General features: G+C 62.3%; 29 protein-coding genes and 1 tRNA gene. 10 read left to right on the top strand and 20 right to left on the bottom strand.

Features of this window, described 5'->3' with window-relative positions; genetic code table 11:
• Positions 1 to 17 precede the first annotated feature (17 nt).
• The 8 genes from traC to HK107_RS14230 all read right to left on the bottom strand — a co-directional run bounded on the left by traC (position 18) and on the right by HK107_RS14230 (position 7,350).
• Positions 18 to 2,567 (bottom strand): type IV secretion system protein TraC, encoded by a 2,550-nt coding sequence (gene traC, locus HK107_RS14265; RefSeq protein ID WP_173200967.1) that lies wholly within the window; start codon positions 2,565 to 2,567, stop codon positions 18 to 20.
• Positions 2,564 to 2,947 carry a TraV family lipoprotein gene (locus HK107_RS14260; protein WP_173200965.1) on the bottom strand — a complete coding sequence of 128 codons (384 nt, stop codon included), beginning with the start codon at positions 2,945 to 2,947 and terminating at the stop codon, positions 2,564 to 2,566. The genes traC and HK107_RS14260 overlap by 4 nt, the downstream gene beginning before the upstream one ends.
• Positions 2,944 to 3,771, bottom strand: a complete 828-nt coding sequence (locus tag HK107_RS14255) for a DsbC family protein (protein ID WP_173200963.1) — start codon at positions 3,769 to 3,771, stop codon at positions 2,944 to 2,946. Before HK107_RS14255 ends, HK107_RS14260 begins: the two co-directional genes overlap by 4 nt.
• Before the next feature lie 292 nt (positions 3,772 to 4,063).
• Entirely contained in the window at positions 4,064 to 5,329 is a 1,266-nt protein-coding gene (locus tag HK107_RS14250; RefSeq protein WP_173200961.1) for a TrbI/VirB10 family protein, read from the bottom strand.
• Positions 5,326 to 6,057, bottom strand: a complete 732-nt coding sequence (locus tag HK107_RS14245; RefSeq protein ID WP_173200959.1) for a TraK domain-containing protein — start codon at positions 6,055 to 6,057, stop codon at positions 5,326 to 5,328. The genes HK107_RS14250 and HK107_RS14245 overlap by 4 nt, the downstream gene beginning before the upstream one ends.
• The gene (locus HK107_RS14240) at positions 6,054 to 6,656 is read right to left on the bottom strand and encodes a type IV conjugative transfer system protein TraE (RefSeq protein WP_173200957.1); all 603 of its coding nucleotides are present in this window, start codon (positions 6,654 to 6,656) and stop codon (positions 6,054 to 6,056) included. The genes HK107_RS14245 and HK107_RS14240 overlap by 4 nt, the downstream gene beginning before the upstream one ends.
• 5 nt (positions 6,657 to 6,661) lie before the next feature.
• Positions 6,662 to 6,955, bottom strand: a complete 294-nt coding sequence (gene traL, locus HK107_RS14235; protein ID WP_173200955.1) for a type IV conjugative transfer system protein TraL — start codon at positions 6,953 to 6,955, stop codon at positions 6,662 to 6,664.
• A 125-nt stretch (positions 6,956 to 7,080) separates the two neighbouring features.
• Positions 7,081 to 7,350, bottom strand: coding sequence for a hypothetical protein (locus HK107_RS14230; protein ID WP_332871547.1), 270 nt, complete (start codon positions 7,348 to 7,350; stop codon positions 7,081 to 7,083).
• A gap of 416 nt (positions 7,351 to 7,766) precedes the next feature.
• On the opposite strand from HK107_RS14230, the gene HK107_RS14225 reads away from it, so the two are divergent.
• Both HK107_RS14225 and HK107_RS14220 read left to right on the top strand, forming a co-directional pair.
• Positions 7,767 to 8,153: a hypothetical protein gene (locus HK107_RS14225; RefSeq protein WP_173200952.1), complete on the top strand. Its 387-nt coding sequence runs from the start codon at positions 7,767 to 7,769 to the stop codon at positions 8,151 to 8,153.
• A gap of 131 nt (positions 8,154 to 8,284) precedes the next feature.
• The gene (locus HK107_RS14220) at positions 8,285 to 8,725 is read left to right on the top strand and encodes a helix-turn-helix domain-containing protein (protein ID WP_173200950.1); all 441 of its coding nucleotides are present in this window, start codon (positions 8,285 to 8,287) and stop codon (positions 8,723 to 8,725) included.
• On the opposite strand, the gene HK107_RS14215 is transcribed toward HK107_RS14220, so the two are convergent.
• Complete coding sequence (locus tag HK107_RS14215) at positions 8,722 to 9,024, bottom strand: hypothetical protein (protein ID WP_173200948.1); 303 nt, start codon at positions 9,022 to 9,024, stop codon at positions 8,722 to 8,724. The genes HK107_RS14220 and HK107_RS14215 overlap by 4 nt on opposite strands.
• Positions 9,025 to 9,192: 168 nt before the next feature.
• Here HK107_RS14215 and HK107_RS15525 point away from each other — a divergent pair, with 168 nt between their 5' ends.
• On the top strand, positions 9,193 to 9,561 hold the full coding sequence (locus HK107_RS15525; RefSeq protein ID WP_198912420.1) for a helix-turn-helix transcriptional regulator: 369 nt from the start codon (positions 9,193 to 9,195) through the stop codon (positions 9,559 to 9,561).
• A 146-nt stretch (positions 9,562 to 9,707) separates the two neighbouring features.
• On the opposite strand, the gene HK107_RS14205 is transcribed toward HK107_RS15525, so the two are convergent.
• Together HK107_RS14205 and HK107_RS14200 are read right to left on the bottom strand one after the other, a co-directional pair.
• A tRNA-His gene (locus HK107_RS14205) sits at positions 9,708 to 9,784 on the bottom strand.
• A 92-nt stretch (positions 9,785 to 9,876) separates the two neighbouring features.
• On the bottom strand, positions 9,877 to 10,680 hold the full coding sequence (locus HK107_RS14200) for a M48 family metallopeptidase (protein ID WP_173200946.1): 804 nt from the start codon (positions 10,678 to 10,680) through the stop codon (positions 9,877 to 9,879).
• Between the two features lie 182 nt (positions 10,681 to 10,862).
• Between HK107_RS14200 and HK107_RS14195 the strand changes: the two genes are divergently transcribed.
• Complete coding sequence (locus tag HK107_RS14195; protein WP_173200944.1) at positions 10,863 to 11,864, top strand: DNA topoisomerase IB; 1,002 nt, start codon at positions 10,863 to 10,865, stop codon at positions 11,862 to 11,864.
• Here the strand turns inward: HK107_RS14195 and HK107_RS14190 are convergent.
• The 3 genes from HK107_RS14190 to HK107_RS14180 form a co-directional block, all read right to left on the bottom strand.
• Positions 11,812 to 12,174: a hypothetical protein gene (locus HK107_RS14190; RefSeq protein ID WP_173200942.1), complete on the bottom strand. Its 363-nt coding sequence runs from the start codon at positions 12,172 to 12,174 to the stop codon at positions 11,812 to 11,814. The two genes, HK107_RS14195 and HK107_RS14190, sit on opposite strands and share 53 nt — an antisense overlap.
• A complete protein-coding gene (locus tag HK107_RS14185; RefSeq protein WP_173200940.1) occupies positions 12,171 to 12,971 on the bottom strand; it encodes an SDR family NAD(P)-dependent oxidoreductase in 801 nt (266 codons plus the stop codon). Before HK107_RS14185 ends, HK107_RS14190 begins: the two co-directional genes overlap by 4 nt.
• Positions 12,972 to 13,047: 76 nt before the next feature.
• Positions 13,048 to 13,242: a YdcH family protein gene (locus tag HK107_RS14180; RefSeq protein ID WP_173200938.1), complete on the bottom strand. Its 195-nt coding sequence runs from the start codon at positions 13,240 to 13,242 to the stop codon at positions 13,048 to 13,050.
• A gap of 221 nt (positions 13,243 to 13,463) precedes the next feature.
• Between HK107_RS14180 and HK107_RS14175 the strand changes: the two genes are divergently transcribed.
• From HK107_RS14175 to HK107_RS14155, 5 genes are all read left to right on the top strand, one after another.
• The gene (locus HK107_RS14175; protein ID WP_173200936.1) at positions 13,464 to 14,039 is read left to right on the top strand and encodes a UbiX family flavin prenyltransferase; all 576 of its coding nucleotides are present in this window, start codon (positions 13,464 to 13,466) and stop codon (positions 14,037 to 14,039) included.
• A complete protein-coding gene (locus HK107_RS14170) occupies positions 14,039 to 14,563 on the top strand; it encodes a TIGR02444 family protein (RefSeq protein ID WP_173200934.1) in 525 nt (174 codons plus the stop codon). Before HK107_RS14175 ends, HK107_RS14170 begins: the two co-directional genes overlap by 1 nt.
• Positions 14,563 to 14,841 carry a YdcH family protein gene (locus HK107_RS14165; protein ID WP_173200932.1) on the top strand — a complete coding sequence of 93 codons (279 nt, stop codon included), beginning with the start codon at positions 14,563 to 14,565 and terminating at the stop codon, positions 14,839 to 14,841. Before HK107_RS14170 ends, HK107_RS14165 begins: the two co-directional genes overlap by 1 nt.
• Before the next feature lie 86 nt (positions 14,842 to 14,927).
• Positions 14,928 to 15,446: a hypothetical protein gene (locus HK107_RS14160; RefSeq protein ID WP_173200930.1), complete on the top strand. Its 519-nt coding sequence runs from the start codon at positions 14,928 to 14,930 to the stop codon at positions 15,444 to 15,446.
• 71 nt (positions 15,447 to 15,517) lie between these two features.
• Positions 15,518 to 16,189 carry a DUF2270 domain-containing protein gene (locus HK107_RS14155; RefSeq protein WP_173200928.1) on the top strand — a complete coding sequence of 224 codons (672 nt, stop codon included), beginning with the start codon at positions 15,518 to 15,520 and terminating at the stop codon, positions 16,187 to 16,189.
• A 21-nt stretch (positions 16,190 to 16,210) separates the two neighbouring features.
• Here HK107_RS14155 and HK107_RS14150 read toward each other — a convergent pair whose 3' ends face one another.
• From HK107_RS14150 to HK107_RS14135, 4 genes are all read right to left on the bottom strand, one after another.
• Positions 16,211 to 16,645: a YkvA family protein gene (locus HK107_RS14150; protein WP_198912419.1), complete on the bottom strand. Its 435-nt coding sequence runs from the start codon at positions 16,643 to 16,645 to the stop codon at positions 16,211 to 16,213.
• Between the two features lie 62 nt (positions 16,646 to 16,707).
• A complete protein-coding gene (locus tag HK107_RS14145) occupies positions 16,708 to 17,241 on the bottom strand; it encodes a cupin domain-containing protein (protein ID WP_173200926.1) in 534 nt (177 codons plus the stop codon).
• An 80-nt stretch (positions 17,242 to 17,321) separates the two neighbouring features.
• Positions 17,322 to 17,564: a DUF6868 family protein gene (locus HK107_RS14140; protein WP_173200924.1), complete on the bottom strand. Its 243-nt coding sequence runs from the start codon at positions 17,562 to 17,564 to the stop codon at positions 17,322 to 17,324.
• 57 nt (positions 17,565 to 17,621) lie between these two features.
• Positions 17,622 to 17,915: a YciI family protein gene (locus HK107_RS14135; protein WP_173200922.1), complete on the bottom strand. Its 294-nt coding sequence runs from the start codon at positions 17,913 to 17,915 to the stop codon at positions 17,622 to 17,624.
• 140 nt (positions 17,916 to 18,055) lie between these two features.
• Between HK107_RS14135 and HK107_RS14130 the strand changes: the two genes are divergently transcribed.
• Complete coding sequence (locus tag HK107_RS14130; protein WP_173200920.1) at positions 18,056 to 18,739, top strand: DUF6445 family protein; 684 nt, start codon at positions 18,056 to 18,058, stop codon at positions 18,737 to 18,739.
• A 530-nt stretch (positions 18,740 to 19,269) separates the two neighbouring features.
• On the opposite strand, the gene HK107_RS14125 is transcribed toward HK107_RS14130, so the two are convergent.
• Both HK107_RS14125 and HK107_RS14120 read right to left on the bottom strand, forming a co-directional pair.
• Positions 19,270 to 19,905: a hypothetical protein gene (locus HK107_RS14125; RefSeq protein WP_173200918.1), complete on the bottom strand. Its 636-nt coding sequence runs from the start codon at positions 19,903 to 19,905 to the stop codon at positions 19,270 to 19,272.
• A 214-nt stretch (positions 19,906 to 20,119) separates the two neighbouring features.
• A complete protein-coding gene (locus tag HK107_RS14120) occupies positions 20,120 to 21,988 on the bottom strand; it encodes a ribonucleoside-diphosphate reductase subunit alpha (RefSeq protein WP_173200916.1) in 1,869 nt (622 codons plus the stop codon).
• Between the last annotated feature and the right edge of the window lie 230 nt (positions 21,989 to 22,218).

The following is a 22,218-nucleotide window of genomic DNA, read 5'->3' as shown; positions in this document are numbered from 1 at the left end:
GCGATCTCTTGAAACCATCAGTGTGCACCATGAGAAGGACCTCCCTTGTTTCGAAAGGCGATCCGCTCCACGGCATCGGCGATCGGTACATCGTTCGTCGTCAAGGCTTCGATCTCCGCAAAGACCCTGGCGTCCGACGAGAAGAGCGTACCCGAGAAGGGATCGAGGACCAGGCGGCCCACATGCCTGCCGTGGGGCCCCATGATCAGCATCTCGGAATATTCGCCGGCCGAGACCGTCAGGGAGCGGATAAGGTCAGCGGAGGTCTCATCGATACTCAGCCGCTCGCTTTTCTTCACTTGGGCGACAGCTTCGGGTTTGAGTTTGAGAATGATGGCCCAATCGGCGTTCTCGAAAGCGGCCTGGGCGCCTTCGGTCCGATAGTAGTCATCGATGCCTTGGGTGCCGGTGATGATGGCGCCGCCATACTTCCGGCAGCGCCGCGCAAAGCCCGCAATAAAGTCCCCTGCCGCGCCTTTGCCGAGGAGCGCCCAGGCTTCGTCGATGACGAGGGCCTTCTTCTGGCGCCGATCCCTGGTCATCATCTGCCCAAGGAGGAACATGAGAGCGAGCATGACCACGGCCCTGAGTTCGGGCTTACCGTCCAGCTCCTTCATCTCGAAGACCGTGAGCGGATGATCGATGGCGAGGGTGGCCTTCCCGTTGAAGAACGGACCATAAAGACCGGCGCTCGTGTAGGGCTTCAGGGCATTGGCGAGGGACGCGCCGAGGACGTCCTCGGCTTTGAGGCCCGCGGCCACGTCATCGACGCCGGCCTTGATGCCCTTCTCCTTCCAGACTGCGGCGACCGCGCCGTCAATCAGGCCGCGCTCCTCGGCGGTCGCGCGATCCTCCCCCTTGGCCATCTGCTCGATCATCGCCCTGACGAGGGTCAGGCTTTCAGCCTGGTAGTCCCGGTCCTTTGAAGCCATTCTCTCATCGAGGAGGGAGAACGGGTTGAGCCCGATCGCGGCATCAAGCGTGAACTTCACATGCCGCCCGCCGAGGGCTTCGCACATATGCTTGAAGCTCTCGCCGTCATCGATCACGGTCACCGCAGCACCCCCGCCCCTGAGGCCCGTGACCAGTTCCTGCATGAGGACGGACTTACCGGACCCGGACGATCCGATGATCGCCACATTGTGGTTGCCCTCCCCTTCATTGCCGAAGGGCGACCAATAGAAAGGCTGGCCCCTTCGCCCGAGGAGCAAAAGATCTGGCCGCGACACACCGAGATACTCCCCCTGGAGGGGCGCAATCTGGACGCATGTGTCGGTAACGAGGAAGCGCAACCGGCCGAGTTTCTGAAGATCGGAACCGAGCCCGTCAGCAAGGGTCAGAGGAAGACAGGCCGCCAGGGTCTGGGTGCTGACGAAGCGATCCTTGGCGAGCTCCCATCCCATGCCGCGATAGATCGACCTGATCGCCCGTTCCGCGCTTTCGGCTTCGGTCTCACGGGTGATCGCGGTGACGAAATAACCGCCGCGGACGAGCCGCGCGCCTTCGCGGACGCGCTCGCGGACCCATTTCCAGTCCTCCGCCTTCTGGGTGAGCTCGGGCATGAAACGGGCGAAATTCGTTCCCGCCTGCTGTTCGGCCCTTGCAAACTTGGCACCTGCGAGATCGCCGGCTCCTTCCTTGGACCCGAACTGAAGGCAGAGCGATGCCAGTGTCGGACAAGGGAGCCGCAGCTGGTCATTGACCAGATGACCGATGGCGCCCGCCATCTCGCCTTGATGGAAGCGTTCCGGAAGCCGCCTTGAGGAGAAGCACCGAGCCTCGAAGCGATGGGTCTCATAGCCGAGCGGATCGGTGCCGTTCTCGCTCGGAGCGATGGTCTCGAACAGGATCCGGTCCCGCTCCACCGTCGACGCGGTATCAGGGCTGACGATCTGCCGGTCGATGAGCTCGGCTTCGTCGTAGCGGGCCCGATCTTCCGACGCGCTCACGCGCGGATTAAGGACATTGCTCAGGAAGCTGATCAGCCCTTGAGGGCCCACATTGCGCGCCGCCACGCCGAGGGATTTGAGGCCTTGGGTGATGTCGCTCCTGAGTGCCGTCAGTTGCCCGCGGGTCTCCGGGTCAGCATCGCCGGGGAGACCCAGGGCGAGGAACACGCGAAAACGCCTCGTAAAGAAGGGCGCATGCGCCGAGAGGCCCTCGAACGCACCGCGTTTCAGGTGCCTGGCCCGGTGAAGGGCGAGCTTGTCGAAGACATCGTTTTCTCCGCCCCGCGCCGCGGCCCAATGGTCGAGGACCTGACCGATGCGAGGACTGGCCCATGAGATGATCTGAAGCGAGGCGCCATCGGCGATGCCGTCGGAGAGAAGCTCCGACAAGACGCCGATCACCGTATCGTCGGCACCAAGGAGCGGCACGATCTCGAGCACGAAGCCAGCCGACCGGGCGTTGAGGAAGAGGTCTTCTTCATCGGTGTAAAGACGGTAGGGAAGAAGCTCGCTCAGGCGGTCGAGGCTCGTCTCCCGCTGGACGCGGTCATAGAGCGAGCCTTCGCCGGTCAGGGCCGCGCCCACGCGCTCTGTGAAGCTGGCAAAGGAGCTGATCATTCCTCGCCCTCCCCGGTGTCAGGGGTTCTTGCGGGGGCAGGAAGCCAAGAGCCCCGCGCCATGACCGCATGAACGACGCGTGCCTCGTGATAATGGCCCTGATCATCGACCAGGGGCGCGAAGACGATCCGGGCGACCTGATCATAGCTTCGGCCCATGGTTCCAGCGTCGGGACTTGCCATATTGACCAGTTCTGTAGACTGAGCGGTCATCACTGGAGCTGGAGCGGCGTCGGTGAGCTGCCGGTCGAGCGCCTCGGTGGTGGCGCAGACACCGTCCACCCGAGGGCACGACCAGGTCCCCGCCACGTTCTGAAGCTTCACGGGGCTTGCGCAGGACGCAAGCGCGAAAGCGGCACCGAGGGAAAGAAGGCGGATCATCGGTCGGCCTCGCCTTGGCTCACCTGTTCCTCATCGATCCAGGCGCGGAGGCTTGCGAGATCCCGGAACCCGCTCATGATCGCCCCGTCGGGGCGGACAAAGGTCGGTGTGCTGTTGATCCCGAACGCTGTGGCAGCGTCCCTGGCCGGGCTGACAATGTCGCGGTCACAGTCACCCTTGGGGAGCGTCCGGGTCCGGTAGTAGTCCTTGATCGCAGCTTCGGGGTCCCTGGCGCAGCCGATCTTGCGGCTCGCTTCTTCGGAACCCGAAAAAGCGATGAGGAACTCGCGCGCCTCGATATCGGGCGCCTCGCTGAGGGCCGCGGAGAGCCGCTGGCAGTATCCGCAGTGAAGGTCGGAAAAGACAGCAACTTTGCGGCGGCCGCCCTCATTCCGGGTGATGGCCGCATCCATCGGAAGATCATCGAAGCGGAACGGTGCATCGCCTTCCGTACCCGCCTTGCGAAGGAGCGGCGCTTCTTCGGGTATGAGGAGGGCGAGGGTTTCTGCCGTCAGGTCCTTCTCTTCGTCGAGATCATAGAGCCGACCGATGAAGGCGTAGCGCACCTCCTCATCGACATAGAGAACCGTCTGTCCTGAGACGATCTGACAGAGAGGGCCATAGCCCTCGCAATCCACGCGATCGAGAGCACTCCCTTCGAAACGTGCCTCGGCACGTTCTCTCACCTGTTCGCCGTCTGATGCTGCGGCACCTTCGGCCCTCGCTGACGTAAGAACGATGAGGGCGGTGAGGCTGACCCCGATCCCGAGAGCGACAAGACCGTCTTTAGGCTGACGGCTGAGCCATGATGTCAGATGGTCCATAGGATCCTCCGTGACTGGGCTGTGAAACAAACGAGGGACGCACCGCGGTGGAAGGCGCGGTGCACATCGGCGGGCGCGCGGGGCACCTCATGGCCGAAACGCCCAATCAGGATGGGAAGAGTCTTCAGGGCCAGGGATCGCAGGACGCGGCGCGCGAGACGGCGCGTTCGGGGCAGTGACGCCGCCTCATGGGAGGGCGTCGGCGCCGCGTCCTGCGAAGGGGGGAGCCCAGCGGTCTGGGCTGCGACCGGCGAGCCAGCACGGCGAAGGAAAGTCTGGCTCAGACCGGTCATCACTGGGTCCCCCGAGCCAAGAAGCCTGAAAGGAAGACGATCTCGACATCGATGCCTGTGGGCATCTCGATGACGGGCTGGTACTGCTCGGCCCGGTCGATGAGATAGTCGGAGACCGTGTCCGCGGCCGTGGAGAGGCCTTCACCGAACCCGCCCGCGGCGATCTCACCGGCGGAGAGTTCGCGGTCCGAAAGGATGGTGTTCCCCGCGCCGAGAGCCCCGCCCCCAAGGGCCAAATCCGTGTTCCGCGAGACTCCGCGTCCGAACCCGCCGATCACGCCAGCGATGAGCGCCTTCTCGACGATGTCGCCTTCCCGGCTCACCACCCGGCCCCTGACGCCCACCTTGCCGAGCTGCGCAACATAACCCTGGACTTGCGTCTCAGCGACTTCGCCGCCCGGCCTCTCGCAGGTGATCTTCTGGAGCTGGACATAGACCCGCTCGGAAGCAAGCTCAGCATGGGCCGCGCCATTGACCAGGCATCCGGTGAGATCCGTCAGCTGACGATCACCTTCGCCCGCGACTGAATAGGCAGGCCCGGTGACGCGCAAGAGGACCGGCTTGGGATCGGCAGACAGCCTCACCCCCGTCGACATATCGACGCCGACCAGGACATGGGCCGTCGCATGGGCATTGGGCGGAACGTACGAGCCGTCCTCCGGGTGGAACACCGCAGACTGAGGGATTTCAGGTTCTCCGTCGCCTCCGCCGTCAAAGGTGAGGATCGTCACCTCTTTCGGTGTCAGCGGCCTCAAAGGACCGGGCACCGCACCGGGTGAGCCGAAGCTCCCCGGCACGGCGCCCTGCCGCAGGAACGGATCGCCGCCGACAGGGCTAAGGGCTTCCGGCGATCGTTCTGCGGGGTTCGGAGATGGCGGCGCATCGGCAACGCGAGCGGCCAGGTCTTCGACCATCGCGATCGCATCGTTGCGGGTCTTGTCGAGCTCGGCCCGTGTTCCGGCAAGCTCAAGCTCTTTGGCTTCGAGATTGGCCGTCAGCCGACGCACCTGCTCTTCGAGGCCAGCCACCGAGTCTTCCACCGAAGCCAGCCTCGTGCCGGTCTCGGAAAGAAAGTCATCACCAAGCCCATGCGGGTTGATGACATCCGTCATGGCGCGGCGGCGGCGAAGATCATCCGCACGGGACTGATTGTCCCCGCCATCGCTCGAGAAGATCCAGAAGCCCGCCGCGGTCATAGCGAGGGTTGCCGCACCGCCGAGGAGCAGCCGCTGCCTGGTCAGGCGCTCTTTGTTGGCGGCGCTCATGACCGGCTCCGTTCGATGACGATCACCGAGGACCGACCGCGGCGTTCAAGCTCCCGCGGCCCGCGGATGGTAACGGCGACGGTTCCGGGCGCTAGGAAAGACGCTTCGTCGAAGCGCACCGAACCGGGCGCCGGGTTCCTCACGGAGAGAAGATGCCCGGTCCAGCGCTCGCCTTCGTACGTCACTTGGTGCCGGACACGGACGGAACCGGCAGCGCGCTCGCGAGAAGGCTGTCTCTTCACCTCGTAGCCATCGATCAGCGTACCGGCCCAGATCGCCTTGGTGAGGGCGATGATCTCGTCATCGCGGGCACCGAGCTTGATCGGGCGTTGAGAAGCCGCCCTGCCCATCTCGGGATTGCGGATCATGACTTGGGTCGAGGGGATCGCTTTGGCTTCAAGCTCCACCTGGTAGGTGTGACCCTTGCCGGTGGTGACGAAGAAGCTGGCAGCGCCGAACCGCTTTTGCGGTCCCTGACCGTCGAGGGTGAGGTAGAGGTCTCCGGTGGCGGCCTCGTGGGCAACGCTGAAGCCCTGACCCGTACCGCCGCTCTGCATTTGCACCGAGGCCGCACCGTCGCGAAGGAAGCTGATGCGGGTGACGCCTTCACTGCTGAGCGCGCCAGAAACGACGCCGCCATCGCTCACCTCGATGATCTGCTGCGCCTGGCAGGTCGCGATAATGGCAGCGGCCGAGGCTGCGATGGCCAACAATGCGTTCGAGGTCATTGGGGCACCTCACCTCTTTGGAGAAGCGGCGCTGTGCTTGCCTCGGCTTCATCGGCCGTGATCGGATAGAAGTCTTCTAGCCAGAGGCGCATGGAGCCGTAGCGCCAGTCCGCGGCGTAGATGGCGCGTTTGGATTTGACCCGGTCAGGACCCAGATAGGTGTGCAGCTCACCGCGGATTTCGGAGTGGAGGCCCACCGGGTCCACAAAGATCTCCGATGGGTAGAAGACGGTGGAGGATTTGGTCGCGAGCAGCCTGCGCTCGGTGGCGATCAGCGCCGCTTCGATCTCGCCGTGAGAGGTGGGATGCGCGAGGCGCAGGATGTTGTCGCGAAAATAGCTGAGATTGTGAGGATGGCGGTTGAGGAAGAGGCTCGCGACATCGCGGGTGGTCTGCTCGAGATATTCAGCGCTCGGCGCATCGGCGGTCATCGCTGCGTCGGAGCGTAGGGTCGGGGTCAGGATCACCCTCTCCTGCCTGGTCATCAGCATATAGGACTGAAGCACCGTCCCAAGGCATAAGATAAGCCCGGCGATGGCCAGCATGTTCCGCTGGCGGATGGTTGACCTCAGCCTTGTGTAGGCAACCTGCGCTTCCATGTTCCTTACCCCGCCAGTTCGCGTTTGTGGGAGGGGAGCGTTCGCTCGAAGGAGAAGAGGCCGGAAGGCAGGTACCAATAGGCCGCGAAGCGTAAGACTTGGAGGCTTTCACCGCGCTTGAAGCGCTTGATCAGAAAGACGCCGGCGAAGCCCGCCAGGATGCCTTCCACGAACCGTCCAAGGACGATGCCGAGCATGAAACCGCCGACCAAGAGGACGAACTCGTCGAGCGTCCAGAAGGCAAGCTTCTCAGGATCATCCAGGGTCGCAGGTATGCGGTAGCGATCAGCCGTGGCCATCTTGTCTTTTCTGTGACCTGACACGGACGATTGAACCCATGAAAACTGCTCCCCCTGCCGAGGGCCGGAGCCGTCTGCTTTCAACCGCGTGCTCGATCACGCTCCCTTGTTAGAGTTGGAACTTGTTAGATGATCGCCGAAACCGACGACTGGACGATGGGACCGCCGATCCCGGCGGCGACGCCGACGGCCATCGGCACGCCGACATGGCCGAGGGACCAGCCGCTCGTCGCCATACGGACGACCCCGTAAGCGAGCGACACGAGTGCCGCAAGTTTACCCGCAGAGCCATTGATATAGCCCGCCACCGTGGTCACGGCCGTGTCGAACGTGGCATCGGTACCGGCCATGGCCGAGCCCGCCATCACGGCGACACCCGCGAGGGCAAGGCTCACGCCAACGATCCCCTGAAGAGATCGCTCAGCGCGAGAAGAGGAAAGAGAAAGCTGCATAGAAGCTCCGTTTGCTGACGTCACCGCCAATCGATGACCTCGCCACGAAGCCGGAAAAGCCCAAGTGGATCAATCCGTGGGTAGCGCTTGTAATGGTGCCAGATCGGCAATGATCTTGCCGTCAGAGCACGGGTTTCTCCGTGGACGTGCTTACCGCGAGGCGATGTCCACCGATGGTCGAAGAACTGCCCGTGTCGGCATTGCGGCCTCGCCAGCCTGGCAAGCCGATTGCCGCCACGGCATCGGTGCTGCCGGGTTGGCAATATCAACTTTTGGTAAGCTAGACCGTAGCAATTTTAAGGATCATGCAAGCGGTTCTGATCTAGGGCTCCCCACAGAACAGCAGCGCCGGGGCTTCGATGGTCGACGTCCACCAGATCAGGTTGAGCGGGGATCCGGAGTTTCAAAAGAAACTCCGTGAGCTGCGTATCCGCGCCTGCGCCATGGGTATTTCCACCGGCAGTGTGACCGAGATCGGCTCCCTCGCCGTCAGTGCCGCGACGGCTCCTGCCGTGCTGGACCTCTTGGGGCGCGGCGGGCTCCGAGACCTCAGCCGAAGAGCGAAGGCTCCGGACGCGACTTACTTGGCGCTGAGGGGGCGCCATGCCTTGGCCCTTAAGCGTTTGCGCGGAGAACTCATCGCCCTCAGCGCGCCGGAGCTTCCCCTTCGCACGATTGCCCACCTTGCCATCGTATCCCTCGCCGAAGCGCCGGACGAGACGCTGCGCTCCGTGCAGAACACCTAATTATAGTATCAGGCGAACCCCAGCCGTTAAGCAACTTTGCCGCTAACAATCTGTCACCAATGATTTTTGTTGCACTGCAATAAATGTTGTGATGCAATCACTTCACCACAGGGCTTGTGGGAGAGAGTGAGATGGAGTTTTGCAAGGATAGTTTCGAAGAGCCGCAACTGGCCCAGTCCTTGGGCAATGAATTGCTCTTCGCCAGACAGAAGAAGGGCCTGACCCAGTCTTATGTCGCGAGCGAGGTCGGTCTCAAAAGCGGCTCGACGATACAGCGCTTCGAAGCCGGCGAGCGGTGCCCGGGGCTATGCCTTCTAGTCAAGATGGCGGCGCTTCTGGAATTCCCGCTTGAGCGGTTTGTCACTGGCCTACCAGGCCAGACCACGTCGACTTCGTCATCGCCTGACGCGGTCGACACCTCGCTTCTCAAGGCTCTGGTCAAAAGCGACGCCCTCATCACCTCGGACGCCGCCCTCAGGAAACTGATCGCCGAGCAGATCAAGCATCTCGATCCGGAAGACCTGATGGCTGGGATGATGCGGCTTCTGTTGTCAGATCCACGCGCAGATTAAACTTCGGCAGGGCACTCCGCGCATCGTACGATATGAGCCTTGGCTTTGGCGATGCGGCGCGTGACCAGTCCCTCCCCGGCGATGCTGACCACATCCCAGAACAGGGTGGAATGGTTAAAAGCCTTCCCGACAAGGCGGCAGTGCCCCCGCTTACTTGCGATACGGACGATTGGCGCATCGAGTTCGTCGTAGTCCGAAATCGCTTCCGGTTTCGGACGCAGAGAAAACGGGAGGTTAGAGCGCGCGACGTCATCGCTCTGCTCGCTACTGCCGTCGCCGGCTTGGTCTGGTGCGGACATGGTTTTCCCCTCGCCGGAGAGAACAAGCCGAAATAGTTGCATTTTGACCAAATTGCTTGGTTTACAGAACATTTCTGAAAGGAACCGGATACCGACGTAGCCCTAGCCGAGCACCTCTAGTCCTGACAAAAGCACAGAGGCTTTCGTCGTCGCGATCACGACGCACACATGACGATCAAATCCCCTCAATCGGAAACGCGCTACGCAGCTCATCTTCCACACCGTTATCGGACCGCGATCCAAAAGGCGGCGGTTTTGACCGACGTCTCGCCTGATGAGCTCGTTCTGAAGGCCTTGAACGAGTTCCTGAGCGCCGTCACTCCGCAGCAGAGTATGGATCAAAATTGTGACCTTCTGACCCCCAAGCAGGCCGCCTTGCTTTTGAACCGCTCGGTTTCGACCCTCGCGAAGATGCGCTGTTCTGGAGATGGGCCGACCTTCGTGAAACTCGGCCGAAGGACCGTCGGCTACCGCCGAAGCGATTTGGCGAAGTATGTCGATCAATGCCGGAGACAGAGCACGTCTGAATGCCAATGACTGGCAACCAACCCTGAAGGCAGGGCCGTTGATTGACCGCTTCGACGATACCAATGGTTACCCATGGCTTCGCTGGAAATGGTTGCCATATGGTTGCCAGCTAAATGTCCATCTTGAAAGAAAGCTATCTAAGCCGTTGATTTTATTGGTACCGCCTGCTGGAATCGAACCAGCGACCTCTTGATCCACAATCAAGCGCTCTAACCAACTGAGCTAAGGCGGCACATGGCTCTCGCGGAAGCTCCGCGGGAGAGCGGGGGCATAGCGCCGGGAAACGGGCGCGTCACCCCCTTTTTGACGTCGTTTAGACCCCTGTTAGCAGGAGCGTCCCTGCTTCCTCACGACCTGGCGGAGATTGTCGATCCGGGTCTGGGATGCGGGGTGGGTGGAGGCGAATTCCGGCGGGCGGGCCTGGCCTGCCGAGGCAGCCTGCATACGCTGCCAGAAGCGGATCGCCTCGCAGCTGTCATAGCCTGCGCGCGCCATGTAGCGAACGCCGCCCGTGTCGGCTTCGAGCTCGTGCTTGCGGCTGTAGGGCAGGATCGCGCCGTAGATAGCGCCAAGGCCGAGGGCCTGAACGGCTACGCCTGCGCGCTGCTCACAGGAGCGGCGCTCAGCGGCGGTGCCGTCACAGCCCATGCCAGCGGCGACCGAGGCGACGCCGATGAGGCCCGAGGCGACGATATTCTGGCTGTAGCGCTCACCGGAGTGGCGATACTTCACGTGAGCGATCTCGTGACCGACGACGGCGGCGAGCTGCGCGTCATTCTGCATCAGGTCGAGGATGCCGGTGTGAATGCCGATCTTGCCGCCGGGGAGCGCGAAGGCGTTGAGGCTCTGGTCTTCGAAGACGAGCACTTCCCACTTGGCGGGATTGTCGCCAGCGGCCTGGATCAGCTTCGGCGCGACGCGGTTGACGCGGCTTGTGTAGCGGGGATCGTTGGAGACACGCTGCTGCTGCTTGATCTGGTTCCAGCTGGCCTGGGCCGCCTGGGCCATCGAGCTTTCGCCGGAGATCAGGAGCTGGGAGCGGCCAAGCTCCTCATTGTAGGTACAGGCCGCGACGCCTGCGAGAAGGGCGGCTGCTGCGAGGGCGCTGCGCTTGATAAAACGGGGCATCTTGGTCCTCCCGGGAACTCTTGAGGGAACTTATCGGGCCGCAAGGCCGCAGGCGCAAGCGCGGGACTGCTGCCGGGCGGTCTTGTGTGGGCGTGACGGTGTCATGGGTGACTAACGGCTGATGGGCGCAGGACGTTCCGCCCGAGGGAACCCGGCGCTTTTTTGCGGGGTTTGGTCCTTCCATGAGGACTGACAGCGAACAGGACGCCCGCGCCGCAGGGCTCATCTACTCAAGCGATGCCGAGCCGGGTTTCGCGCGGAGGAAGCGTGGGCGTGGCTGGTCGTTCTACGATCCGGGCGGGAGCCTCGTCCGTGATCCTGAGGTGCGGGAGCGTTGCCTGGGGCTGGCGATCCCGCCTGCCTATGAGGATGTGTGGATCTGCTCGCATCCGAAGGGGCACCTGCAGGCGACGGGCCGGGACGAGCGGGGGCGGAAGGCCTATCTCTACCATGAGGCGTGGCGGGCTTATCGCGACAGGCAGAAATATGACCTGCTCGCGGAGTTCGGCGCGCGGCTGGGCACGGCGCGGCTTGCCAATGAAGAGCGACGACGGGGACGGAAGCCGACGCGGGAGCGGGTCTTGGCGGCGATGTTTGCCCTCCTCGACCAGCATGCGCTGAGGGTTGGGCATGAGGCCTATACGGAGGAAAATGGCAGTTTTGGCCTGACGACCTTGCGGGCTGATCATCTTGATACGGAGCGGCATGTTCTGTCATTCACCGCGAAGGGCGGGAAGGACCGCGAGGTCCTGATCGACGACCGAAAGCTCTTCGCGATGCTGGAGAAGCTGGCAGGGCTGCCCGGTGAGACGCTGGCGCATTTCGATGATGACGGCGAGGCCCGCAGTCTTTGTGCGGACGATGTGAATGAGGATCTGTCGCAGTTCTTTGGCGAGACGGGGTCCGCGAAGAGCTTTCGCACCTGGCACGGGTCGGTGGCTGCGTTCGAAGCGGGCCTGTCCGGAGGCGCGAAGGTTGATGACGTTCTCGAAGCGGCAGCCTCGCGGCTCGGCAACACGAAGGCCATTGCGCGGACGAGCTATGTGCATCCTGCGATTGTCGATGCGGTGAAGGATGGCTCGCTGGCGGAGAGCGGTGGTGACTGCCTGAAGGGCCGCTCTCGCAAGGGGCTCACCCAGATGGAGAGCGGTTTTCTCCGTTGGCTGACGAAGATATCTCAGTGATGGTGAAAGGTCCGGAGAACTTGCGGTAGAGCCAGAGGCCCAGAACCATGAAGCCGCTGAACCAGACGGCGTTGAAGACAGCAGCAAAAACAGCAACGAACGGGAAGAGGTAGTAAGGCCTAGCGCCTTTGTCTTCTGGTGCGATCATCTCGCCATTGATCACCATTGGAGCGTCGGCTGCGTAGAGGATTGGAAGAGCGAAGATAGTTCCAAGCACCGTGAACGAGCCGACTCCAATGAGCCATCCGACGACGAGAAACTTGTAGAGGCTGCTTAGGCTGACCTCTCCGTTCTCTACCCTGAGCTTCATTCCTGGCCCGCGCTTTTCGAGATGGCGAGTCTTCCTCCGTCCACGAACAGGACCTGGCCGGTGATGAAGCTGGCTTCTTCGGCGGCGAGGAAGTGGATGGCTCCTGCGACTTCCTTGGGCTCGCCGCGCCTGCCCATCGGGGTGGCTTCGGCGGAGAGCTTGCGCTGCTCGGCGGTCACCACCTGAGTTTCGTCGAGGGTGCCTTTCACCCCTGAAATACCAACCGCGTTGGCCCTTGCTCCGTAGGGGGAGAGGGTCATGGCGACGGCTTTCGTCAGCTGCACGATGGCGCCCTGGCTGGCGGCGAAGATCGCATCTTCTGCGTTGGCGGTCACGGCGTCATTGGAGACGACATTGACGATGGCCGAGCCGTGGGCCGTGTCGACGCCGTCTTCCTCGATATCTTCCGCCTGCCGAATGATCTGGCGAGCCACGGCGCGGTTGATAAGGAAAGCTGCGCGAACATTGCGATCCATCACCTCGTCGAAATGCGCTTCGGAGGTCTCAAGGAAGGGTGCGGAGTAAAAATAGCTCGACGTGTGAGCGAGGATGTCGACCGAGCCATAGCTGTCGAGCGCCTCGGCGATGACATTGTGGACGTCGAGCGCCTGGTCGAGGTCGGCGGCGATGAAGGTCGCCTGCCCACCCTTGGCGATGATCTCTTCCTTCACCGCCTCGCCGCGTTCGCGGTCCCGGTCGGTGAGGATCAGCTTGTCGGAGCTTTTGGAGAAGCGGTGCGCCACGGCGCGGCCGAGGCTGCCTGCGACGCCGGTGACGATAACGGTACGTGATGCCAAGGCTGGTAATCCCCGCTGGTCAGCTTGAAAGAAACGGCGTCACCCCGAGCGGGGCCGGGGTGCGCCGCGTTTGGCCTTAGCTTGGTCTCTGGTCGGGCCCAAGGGTTTGTGTGGAGAGCATGGCCATCTGGTCCTTGATGGCGAGCTTTTGCCGTTTGAGGTCGCTGATCTTCTGTTCGTCAAATGCCGCGTGACTTCGTTCCTCACTCAGCGCGGCCTCGAGGGCTTGGTGCTTTTCGGTGAGGGTGTCTAAGCGTGCTTGGATGGACATCAAGATCTCCTTCATCAGCGGCCCGCCCGAATTGGCGGGCACAGAAATTGAAGCACTGTGGTTGTCAGGAGTCACGAAGTCTCAACCGCTGTTTCAGAAAAGTTGATCGTGGTTAACGGTATATTTGGCTCTTTAACGCCTGCGATACGCATGATCCGGCTGATGAATTCCTGTCCCGCGCACTATTATCGTTCTGTCATTGACCATGAAAGGCTCACCCCATGAGCAAGCGTCTGATCGTCGGTGTCTCGGGAGCGTCCGGGACGGTCTATGCCGACAGGCTCCTGAAAGCTGCGAAAGCGGCTGGCTGTGAGACCCACGTGGTCGTCAGCCGGGCGGCCAAGATGACCATCGCCTATGAGATGGGCGAAGGCGCGCGCTTCGAGGGCGCGGACGTGACCTACGGCATCAATGATGTGGGCGCGCCGATTGCGTCGGGCAGCTTCAAGACCCTCGGCATGGTGGTCGTCCCCTGCTCGGTGAAGACCATGTCGGAGATCGCGACGGGGGTGACCTCCACCCTCCTCACCCGTGCAGCGGATGTGTGCCTCAAGGAGCGACGAACCCTCTCCCTGATGGTGCGGGAGACGCCCTTCCACCTCGGGCACCTGCGGACCATGACGAGCCTTGCGGAGATGGGCGCGATCATCGCGCCGCCCCTTCCCGCCTTTTATGCGGAGCCGCAATCCATCGAAGAGATGGTCGATCAGTCCGTGGGCCGCGTGCTCGATCAGTTCGGGATTGAAGCCCCTGGCGTGAAGCGCTGGGGCGAAGACCTGGAGAAAGGCCGGCGCTGATGGAGAGCCTCCGCGACTATGCCTTCAAGATTTACGGGGCGCCCGGAATGCAGGAGACCCTGCTGGCGCTTCAGGACCGCTTCCATGTCGATGTGAACGCCTGCCTCTGGTGCCTCTGGGCCGCCAAGCATGGCTTCACGCCGAGCGATGAGGATGTTGGCGCGATGCTGGATGCGGTGGAGGAGATGGTCCTTCACACGACCAAGCCGATGCGCAGCGTGCGTCGCTACCTCTCCGTGCCAAGGCCCGGCTTCTGCCCCGACACGCTTGCGGCGCTCCGCAAGGAAGCCCTCGGGCTGGAGCTGAAAACCGAGGAGATGATTCTCCACCGTCTCGACGCCCTGACCCAGGAAGCGAGCGAACCGGACGAGACGCTGCAGGATTTTGGCCCCCGGGCGCAGCGTTTCTTCACCCTTGCAAAGGCTGCCATAGACATGCCGACCATGATCGCGGATGAGGAGGGCCCGAAGAGCCCCGCCGGCCTCTTCCGGAAAGCCTGCGAGATTGCGACGGAGCACGGTTGATGAGCGGTGACGGAAAGCCTCCCTTTACGGTGATCGATGGCGATGGCGGCGCGAACGACGTTGCCCCCAAGCCTGACGGTGCCAATGACGAGGCGCTCGAGCTGAAGATCCGCCAGCTCGAAGAAGAGCACCGGGACCTCGACCAGGCGATCCTGACCATGGAAGAGCGGATGCCCTATGACCGCCTGACCATCGGCCGGATGAAGAAGCGCAAGCTGATCCTCAAGGACCAGATCCAGGAACTGCGCGACCAGCTCTTCCCCGACATCATCGCCTGAATGACGGCTCGTTGAAGTTTTGAAGAGCCCCCTCGCCGCGCGGCTCGGCCCGCGCTATGGTTAGCGAAAGACCAATCGGGGGCGGCATGCGGTTCGCTATCAAAGCAATTTTCGGCGCAGCGATCCTCGCTGGAGCAGCCTGTTCAGCGGTCGATGAAGCGCCTGCGACCGAAGCAGGGCTCAACGTTCCAAGCCTCAGCATTGGCGGCGGCCACACCGGCCCCGGCGGCGAAGAGCGCCCCTATGTGCTCGCCTCACTGCGCACCGACGTTCCAGCCAGCTTCACCGGCTGCATCGACGACACGGCCGAGTGCTACGTCCTCGGTGAGGCGGTGGACGTGGAGGTCCGCTACGAACCCCAGTCGGGCCGCTACTGGTTCATGGATCCGGTCAGCGGGAACACCTATTTCGTCGATGGTGAACTGCGGACCGGTGATCCGGGGCTTGCAGAGCGCAAGCGGCCCCTCCGCCCTGAGGCTAAGGACGGCGACCTGGTGCTCGGCACCTATGTGGAACCTGCCGAGGATGAAGAGCCTTGCGACGAGGACGCCGAGGAAGGCGATGACAACGCCTGCGACGCGGAAGACGACGACGCTGCCGAGTGATCTGAGGCTCGCTCTTCAAATTGAAAACCAATTTGGCGTAAGGCATCCGGGCGAGCCCCGGAGGTGCCCTGATGGACGGCGGTAAACCGCCCCTCGACCCAGACTGCGAAGCCTTCACGGGCTCGGAGCTCGGTGCGCTCGCTCACCTTTACCGGGGCGAGGTCTATCGCTCGACGATCTGGCGGACCCGGCTCGATGCCACGACCAATTGGTCTGTGGTGAGCCTCGGCCTTGCGCTGACGATCTCCTACCAGACGGCGGACAGCTCGGCCCTGCCCCTTTTCCTCGTAGCGTTCCTGATCGGTGTGTTCCTCTATCTGGAGGCCCGGCGGTACAGGTACTTCAACGTCTGGCGCGCGCGAGCTAGGTGGCTGGAGATCTATTTCTACGCGCCGATGTTGCGGCGGGAGAAGGTCGAGGACCCGGTCTGGCTTGATCGTCTGGCTGAAGATTATCAGCGCCCAGAGCACCATATCGCCTTCAGCCGGGCGCTGGGGCGTCGCCTGCGGCGGAATTACATGTGGATCTTCACGGTGCAGACGATGGCGCTTTACGGGAAATGCCTTGGCGCTGCTGGCGGCGCGGCAGGCTTTGAAAGCCTGCATATCGGCGCGGTACCCGGTTGGGTCGTGGCGGCCCTCAACCTTGTTGGGTTCCTAGGGCTCGCCTTCTACACCTGGTGGGTCTGGCTTCAGGACCGCAAGCGCTTTGAAGAGCGGGTGAACCCCATCTCCATGGGCTGAGACCCTCAGCCTAGCACAGGATCAGGAGGCGGGGACAATCGCCTCTTTCTCGCCGAACAGCTTGTCCAGTATGGCCCGAGCTTCGTCCCTGTGCCGATCATCGGTGTACCGGCCGACCCGCTCCAGCGCTGCTGCGAGGATGGCCGCATCGTCGACGAGCCCCATGGGCATGACGTCAGGGATCACGTCAAAAGGCTGGATGAAGTAGACGAGCGCGCCGGCGAGGATGGCCTTGGCCTGCCACGGGGTGTCGGGATCGCGCATCACGCAATAGGCCGTGAGCACGTCCTCGAGGAGCGACCGTGCCAGGCGCTTGCCGAGGCGCTTGATGGTGCCGAAGAGGTTCTTCTCCACCTTCTCCATCCGCTCACCAGCCTCGGCCTCCTCCTCCTGCCAGATGCGGGTGAGGCGTTTGCCGAGATAGCTGAGGGCGTCGAGGCGGCGTGTCATTCCCATGCCGGACACATGGTGCACTGCCCCCACCCCGCCAAGCGCCGGAGCTTCACGATGGGGTCAGCTCACTCCATGCCGTAGAGTTGGCGGGCTTCAGCGGGGACTTTGGACATGTCGATGGTGATGCCCTTGGACGCCGCGATCTGACCAACGAGGGCGCCCGCAGCTTCAGGCGAGGCAGGCTTTTCTTCGCGCAGGCGCATCGCCACGGCATCGAAGAACTCCTCGAACTCACCGCCGACAGTGGCCATCAGCATCACGACCTCTTCATCGCCCGCGTTCCAGAAGGCATGGAGGTGACCACGGGTGAGCGCTGCCAGGGTGCCGGGGCCTGCGACGGTGATCTCGTCGCCGTTCATCAGCGAGACCCCCCCAGAGAGAACGTAGAAGAACTCGTCCTCCTTGGTGTGGGTGTGGGGCGGAGCGCCTGCGGTTTTGGGCGGGACGCGGAACTCATAGAAGGTCGCGTTGCTCTCGGTCTCGCCCTTGCCGATGAGCTGAAAGACCGGGTGGAAGGGCACCGCCACGGGCTCTCCCTCACCGGGAGCCACGATCTTAGGGTCATGGAGCGCGAGGCTGGCAAGCAGTGTCAGGAGCATCTGGGGTCATCCCTCTCTTTGTTCTGAGAAAAGAGTGCCAGCGCCCTGCCTCCTCGGAAAGTGCTGTGCGCAGTCCGCGTTCACATGATGTAGCGCAGGATGATCCAGGGGATGAGGCCAAAGATCATGATGATGACTTTGTAGAGAGCGTAGAATTGGAAGTAGAGGACGGGAAGCTCCGCCTCCGGAACGCCTGTTGCCTTTGAGTGGATGGCCATGATGGGGCCGCGCAGGATCGTCAGCATCAGGAACGAAAAGGCTATCGCGCCATAGTTCAGGAGCGTGAACCAGCCGAGGAAGGTCGTGAGCTCGCCTTGGGACATGGGGCCTCCTTTATGGAGGAGGCTATCGCCTGAGGCAAAGCGCAGCTTTGCGCTCGATCAATCGGTCAGGAACGGCGCGGCGCGGTATTCGGTGATCTCCACCTCGGCCCAGACATTGGCCTTAATGTAGGGCTCGTCCTTGAGGAGCGCGTCCAGGGTCTCGCGGCTTTCGGCGCGGTAGAGGACCACCGACCCGGCCATGCCTCCCTCCTCGTCGAGGAGCGCCCCGGCGTGGAGGAGCGTGCCCTCGGCATAAAGCCTCTCCGCCAGCGCAAGATGCGCCTCACGCGCGCCAGCCCGGCGTTCAGGCTTTCCCTTGTGGTCCCTGCCGATGAGGAGGAAATTGGGCATGGGCGCGCGCTCCTTCTGGTGTCTCCGGCGCTTATGGCTTCCTCCCATGCTTCCGTGCAAGCGGGCTGGGGCGGAGGGTTTGCTCATCAAAGGCAGATCATGCACTCTGGCGCGCAACAGGGTGACGAAGGCTTCGGACCATGCAGCAGCCGCCGGACGGGATCATTGTGCACCGGCATGGCCGGGAGCAGCAGCCCGTTGTCGTGATCGACGACTTTGTTCCCTATGCTGATCAGATCATGGAGTTTGCCAGCAAGGCCACGTTCGGAGAGAGCGGCGCGTTCTTTCCCGGGGTGAGAGCGCAGTTCGATCCGGGGTACCTGCGGGGTGCGTCTGAGGCCCTGAAGTACGCAACGAGGGAGGTCTTCGGCATAAAGAGCAATCCCGCGGTGAAGCAGTGCTACCTCTCCTATGTCACCACGCCGCCTGCAGCGCTGAAGCCTGAGCAGCGGCGGGCGCACTACGATACCTCCGACCCGAACATGCTGGCGATCCTCCATTATCTGTGTGATGAGGAAGATGGCGGCACATCCTTTTACAGGCACCGGGCGACAGGGTTCGAAACCGTGCCCCAGGAGCGGAGCCTCCCCCTCCTCAAGGAAATCGACCGCGAGACCGAGGCTTTCGGCGAACCTGCGCCCGGCTACCTCAATGGAGACACGGAGCAATTTGAGAGGATTGCTTCGTACAAGGCGAAGTTCAACCGCGCGATCATCTACCGCAGCATGACGCTCCACTCCGGCGATATCTCCAACGACCGCGCCTTCACGACGGACATCAAGACCGGCCGCCTGACGGTCAATTCTTTCGTGACGACAGCCTGAGGGCGTCGAGAGCAACTCTCTCCGGGCATGCCGAAGGGCTCTCTCCCTTGTCATTCCGGAAGGCCCGGAGGGTCTGTCCGGAACCCATAATCGGTAAGCTGGGGGTTTGCCGAAGGTAGCTCGCCCTCCCCGCCGCTGCTTCCCAGCGTCGTGCAGAAGTGCGGCGTATGGGTCCTGGACTGCCTCTCGGCATCCGGGATGACAGGTCTCAGGTTTTCTCGTCTCCCCTGACCGCTCTCCCGGAAAGCCGCAGGCTTATCCGGGATCCACGGACCAATTGTCCGTAAGGGGAGGAACCGTCAGTCCATGGATCCCGGCTCGCCGCTCCGCGTCGTCCGGGAAGACGGCGACGGCGGGCGTAGGATACTCACTGCGCGAAAGCGTTTTCGGGGATGGGCGGCGCGGCATGCTCAGCACTCGTAGGGCGGAACGTCGAAGACGATCCGCCGACGGAAGAGTTGCGCCCAGCCACGGCGGATCGCTACCGCGTTCCGCCCTACGGCGCGAAGAGTTTTGCCTTTGAAAGCTTCTCAGGCCTTCAAGCGGCTGCGTGCGAACGCTACGACCAGCGCTGGAAAGATGAGGAAAGCCGCCCCAGGCAGCGGCACTTCGCTCGCAGGCGGCATCTCATTTAATCGGTCCAGCGAGAAAGAGGTATTCTCAGTGAACAGGTTGGGGCCCTGCGCCCCTGCGTAGAGGCCGTTTAAAGAAGGCGAGCCACCAGGGAGCAATGGACCTAGATCGCCTTCAGCCAAAGCGTCTTCGAGGTTCACCTCGCTGAGCGTCGTTGGCATTTCGAACTTAACGCTCCAGCGCGCGCCGATACCGTTCTTGAACGCATCGAAAGTGAAATCGAAGCTGAGCGTATCAGGAACATTTTGGTTGAAGTAGTTCGTATCGATCTCAATGCTCAGCCCGCCGAGCGTGACATCATAGATGTCCTCACCCACAGCAACGGTGCCGTCTACTAGAAACCCTGAGTATGTCTCAAAGCTTCTAAAGACCTCACCCGACAGCCGGTCTACGCTCGTGAAGGAACTCTCGACTGTCGCATCCGTCGTGATCTGCACGGTTCCGACAACGCTGGTGCCCCGTGGGTAAACATTCAGTATTTCTTGTCCCTCGAAAGCAGAGGAACCTGAAAATTTCAGTTCGTATATAGCCATAGTGTGCCCCCGAATTGGATGTGTCTTTCCTCGGTGATACAGATCGAAATTCGGGCTTCCTCAAGTGAGTTATGAGGTATTTCCGCTTAAGTCTCGCGATCGTGAACGGCTTAGCTCGCTCCGGTTGAGTGCCGAATTTCGACCGCACTGCGAGCGGGAATTCGCACAAAAAAGGCGGCCGATTGGCCGCCTTTTTGAAGCTTTTCTGTCCGCCTCACTGACAAGCAAGACACTCATCATAGTCCGTCTTCTCGATCACGAAACCGTCCGTAGACGCCGCTTCCTTCTCCTTGCCACCCGCATAGGCCGTGCGCTGAACGCTTTGGCTTCGGCAGTAGTAGAGGGACTTCACGCCTTTTTCCCAGGCGGTCCAGTGGAGCATGTGGAGGTCCCACTTATCCACGTCGCCGGGGAGGAAGATGTTGATCGACTGGGACTGGCAGATGAACGGCGCGCGGTCGGCGGCGAGTTCGATGACCCAGCGCTGGTCGAGCTCGAAGGCGGTCTTGAAGACATCCTTCTCGTCCTGGGTCAGCGCGTCGATATGCTGGACCGAGCCGCCATGCTCGAGGATGCCGGCCCAAATGTCGTCGTCGTTGAGACCCTTTTCCTCGAGCAGTTTCTCGAGGGCCTGGTTCTTCACCGCGAAGGAGCCCGAGAGGGTCTTGTGGGTGTAGTAGTTGGTCGGGATCGGCTCAACGCAGGCCGACGTACCGCCGCAGATGATCGAAATGGACGCAGTCGGAGCAATCGCCAGCTTGTGGCTGAAACGCTGCATGATGCCCCGCTCTTCTGCGTCGAGGCAGGCGCCCTTTTCCTTGGCCAGCGTGACCGAGGCACGGTCCGCATGCTGACGGATATGCTTGAAGAGGCGCATGTTCCATGACTTGGCCATGCCGCTTTCGAACGGGATGCCCTTGTTCTGGAGCATCGAGTGGAAGCCCATGAGGCCGAGGCCCACCGAGCGCTCTCTTTGTGCGGAGTATTTGGCCTTGGCCATGTCGTCCGGTGCGCGCTGGATGAAGTCCTCGAGCACATTGTCGAGGAAGCGCATGACGTCCTCGATGAACAGCTCGTCGTCCTTCCACTCGTCATAGGTCTCGGCGTTGAGCGAGGAGAGGCAGCAGACCGCCGTGCGGTCATTGCCCAGATGGTCCTCGCCCGTGTGCAGCATGATCTCTGCACAGAGGTTCGAGGTCGACACCTTGAGACCGAGGTCTTTCTGGTGCTTCGGCATGGAGTTGTTCACCGTGTCCGAGAAGATGAGGTAGGGCTCACCGGTCTGAAGGCGGATCTCGAGGATCTTCTGCCACAGCTCACGGGCATCGACCTTCTTCATGACTTCGCCGGTCTTGGGCGACTTGAGCGCGAAGGAACGGCCCTCGCGGACAGCGTCCATGAAGTCGTCGGTGATGTTGATGCCGTGGTGCAGGTTCAGGCTGCGGCGGTTGAAATCGCCGGACGGCTTACGGATCTCCAGGAACTCCTCGATCTCCGGGTGGTGGACGTCGAGGTAGCACGCCGCCGAGCCGCGGCGAAGCGAGCCCTGGCTGATCGCGAGGGTGAGGCTGTCCATCACGCGGATGAAGGGGATGATGCCGGAGGTCTGGCCCGAGCCCTTCACGGTCTCACCGATCGAGCGGACATTGCCCCAATAGGTGCCGATGCCGCCGCCGTTGGATGCCAGCCAGACATTCTCGTTCCAGGTGCCGACAATGCCTTCGAGGCTGTCATCGACATTGTTCAGGAAGCAGGAGATCGGAAGACCACGCTTGGCGCCGCCATTGGAGAGGACAGGCGTCGCCGGCATGAACCACAGGCGCGAGACATAGTCATAGATGCGCTGGGCATGCTCGTGATCGTCGGCATAGGCATTGGCGACACGGGCGAACATGTCCTGATAGCTTTCGCCTTCGAGGAGATAGCGGTCGTCCATCGTCTTCTTGCCGAAGGCGGTGAGGAGCGCGTCACGCGACGGATCGGTGACGATCTGGGGAACGACGCGGAGCTCCGGTTTCGGCTGGGCCTGGGCAGCTTCCTGCGCAGATGCGAGCTCGGCAGCGGCGTTTTCCGTCAGACTCATGGCGTTCCCTCTCGAATTACCGGGTTTGTGGCTGGCCCTTGGCGGACACCATATCTTGGGGTCGAAGCCGCCAGAAAGGCTACAACTAGTTTTCAAGATGATTCGCGCGGCTTCCACAACGAGACAATTTCGGCAGCCGTTAACCACCCGTTAACTGAATCCGCAGGCACCCAAGGAGCCTCTCGCCAAACCCGTGACATTTCTGGGTTCGGGCCTTAGGCAGGCGCTTC

The sequence above is a fragment of the Parvularcula mediterranea genome, assembly GCF_013085255.1.
Taxonomy (GTDB): domain Bacteria; phylum Pseudomonadota; class Alphaproteobacteria; order Caulobacterales; family Parvularculaceae; genus Parvularcula; species Parvularcula mediterranea.
This window is presented reverse-complemented; position numbering and strand designations above follow the sequence as displayed.